Below are 2,160 nucleotides of genomic sequence, written 5' to 3'. Positions count from 1 at the left end.
TTTTTGACCGTGTTTTGTTTTGCTCTGCTTGCTTTCTTGGTAAAACGCTGGGGAATTGATCTATGGTGAGGAAAGCGACTATTTTGCGGAAAATAGCCCAATCCTGTTTAGACTAATGTCGATTGCTGGCTGTCAGAATTCAATAATAGGCGTGTTATTTAGGCGTGGGTCAAATATGTGAGTATATTCTTCATAGAAAGAGTAGGTAGCCTGAATGCTTAGTTGAGCTCTAGATGTCACTTGGAGCGAAAACTCTCATTTAACGCATCAGCTATCATCTTGGTTCTGTCAGATCCTGGAGCCGGGAGCCCAATTTCTCCCAAGCCTCGCTGCATTCCTTGGTATAGCTATGGCGTTGATAGGTCCTTTTAACCCTATTTTCTTCGGTGTGGTTCAGGCAGCGTTCTGCGACTTCAGGAAGTACGCCTAGAGCGGTCATCATGGTTGCGCCGGTTCTGCGAAGGTCGTGAGGTGTCCACTTGCCACCGGGTAAACAAAGAGCTTGCGCGTTGTTAGTGCGATTGCTCATGGTGCCACTATTTGACGGGCGCTGTCGGTCAGAAAGCTGCTTGGTTATGGTTTTTGAGCAGAGAGGGCCGGTTTCCGCTCTGTTCGGGTAGCACCATGGGGACAGGCCTGTCATTTCCTGCAGCTGTTGGAAGAAACTGACAGAAAAGGCTGACAGGTGTACTTGATGAGGCTTGCCGTTCTTGCTGTTTTCGGCAGGAATAAGCCAAGTTCTTTGCTCTAGGTCAATATACTCCCAGCGTGCCGCCAGAAGTTCACCAATGCGGCAACAGGTGGAAAGTGCTATCCAGACAGCCAATTCAGAGGTTTTCAGCAGGTTGGCAGAGGGTAGGGCGTTTGTCAGTTGTCGAATCTCGTCCTCGGATAGCACTCGGTCACGTTCAGTCTCCTTACCTCCGATTTTGGCTTTCCGAATACTGCTGCTGGGGTCGAATTCAATGATGTCTCGGTCCACGGCAAAGCGGAACATCTGTCGCATCAGGCTGAATACGACTTTCACCATGCGGGTGACACCCCGTGCCGCCATGGCATCTGTCACCTGAGTGATGTGCCCTTTACGGATGTCTGCGACAAAGACTTGGCCAATGAGGGGGAGAACGTCCTTCTCGAACATGCGCCGGACTTCTGTACCCTTGTCTTTCCGGTGTGACACGTCAATTTCCATCCATCGCTCAAAGAGCTGGGAAACGGTTTGCCGAGAAGCCAGTGCAGCGGCCTCGGCCTCTTTTTGTGCCGCTTCTTGCTCAAGGCGTGATAGCTCTGCTTGCCTAGCGGCCTCTCGAGCGGCCCGTTCTGAGTTAAGGTGCTCTCCAATGTTCTTGATGCCTGAGACGTAGAGCCGCGATAACTCGCTGGCTTGGGTGCGGGCTTGCTTGAGAGTGAGCCCGGTGGTGCCAGTGCGTGAGTAAACTCCAAGCGGGTGAAACTGGCGTTTACCTGTCTGGTCACTGTAACGGAAGTAGAAGAGATGCTTCCCGTTTGGCTGAAGTCTGACCATGAATCGACCATGCCCACGTGGGCCGTCTTCGGTTAGCCAGGCATCTTTGGGCTCTTTTGGAGTGAGGTGTCTATCTGTGATGATGCCCATGTATGCTCCGAAATCTCGTCACCGTTCCGTCACCGTTCCGTCACCGTTTCTCAATCGCTTTCGGTGGATTCTAGTGGACGTTGTTGGACAATGCAAAGATGTATTTTTAACTAACTTACTGATATTTAATGGTTTGTAGATTCTGTTGGACGGCGACGGACAAGCTGTAACCTTTATGGGGTGCAAGGGGTAGGAGGTTCGAATCCTCCCGTCCCGACCAAATTAGGTCGTATAAAAAGCTCGGCAACTGCCGTAATGCCGTTCACTTAAGAGGAGCGGCATTACGATCGACGGGATAGCGGGTCTTGGAGATTTTGACCGTTCTCGGCCTGGAAGGTCGGGAACGGTCCTCCAACAACAGGTTACCGATCCCCGCTCTGAGTTCCGCCAAGCGTGCGCCCGTGCGCGATAGCGGCTGAGCCGCCGCCATCACGATCAACTGCGCGGCGATGTACTGATAGGCGAACTTGAAGCGGATACGCGACGGGTCCTGGCCATGAGCCACTGCCGCCTGACTGGCTTCCCGACGGATCACGTTATACGCC

1 protein-coding gene and 1 pseudogene are annotated in these 2,160 nt (G+C 52.5%); both read right to left on the bottom strand.

Annotation, left to right across the window (positions count from 1 at the left end):
- Positions 1-274: 274 nt before the first annotated feature.
- Positions 275-1,615, bottom strand: a complete 1,341-nt coding sequence (locus tag A3754_RS19665) for a site-specific integrase (protein WP_062817548.1) — start codon at positions 1,613-1,615, stop codon at positions 275-277.
- Positions 1,616-1,877: 262 nt separating this feature from the next.
- Positions 1,878-2,160 (bottom strand): annotated as a pseudogene (locus tag A3754_RS19660) (IS4 family transposase); the annotation flags it as partial.

The sequence above is a fragment of the Alcanivorax sp. HI0083 genome, from assembly GCF_001635175.1.
The sequence above is the reverse complement of the archived record's forward strand: the minus strand, read 5'-3'. Positions and strand labels throughout refer to the sequence as shown.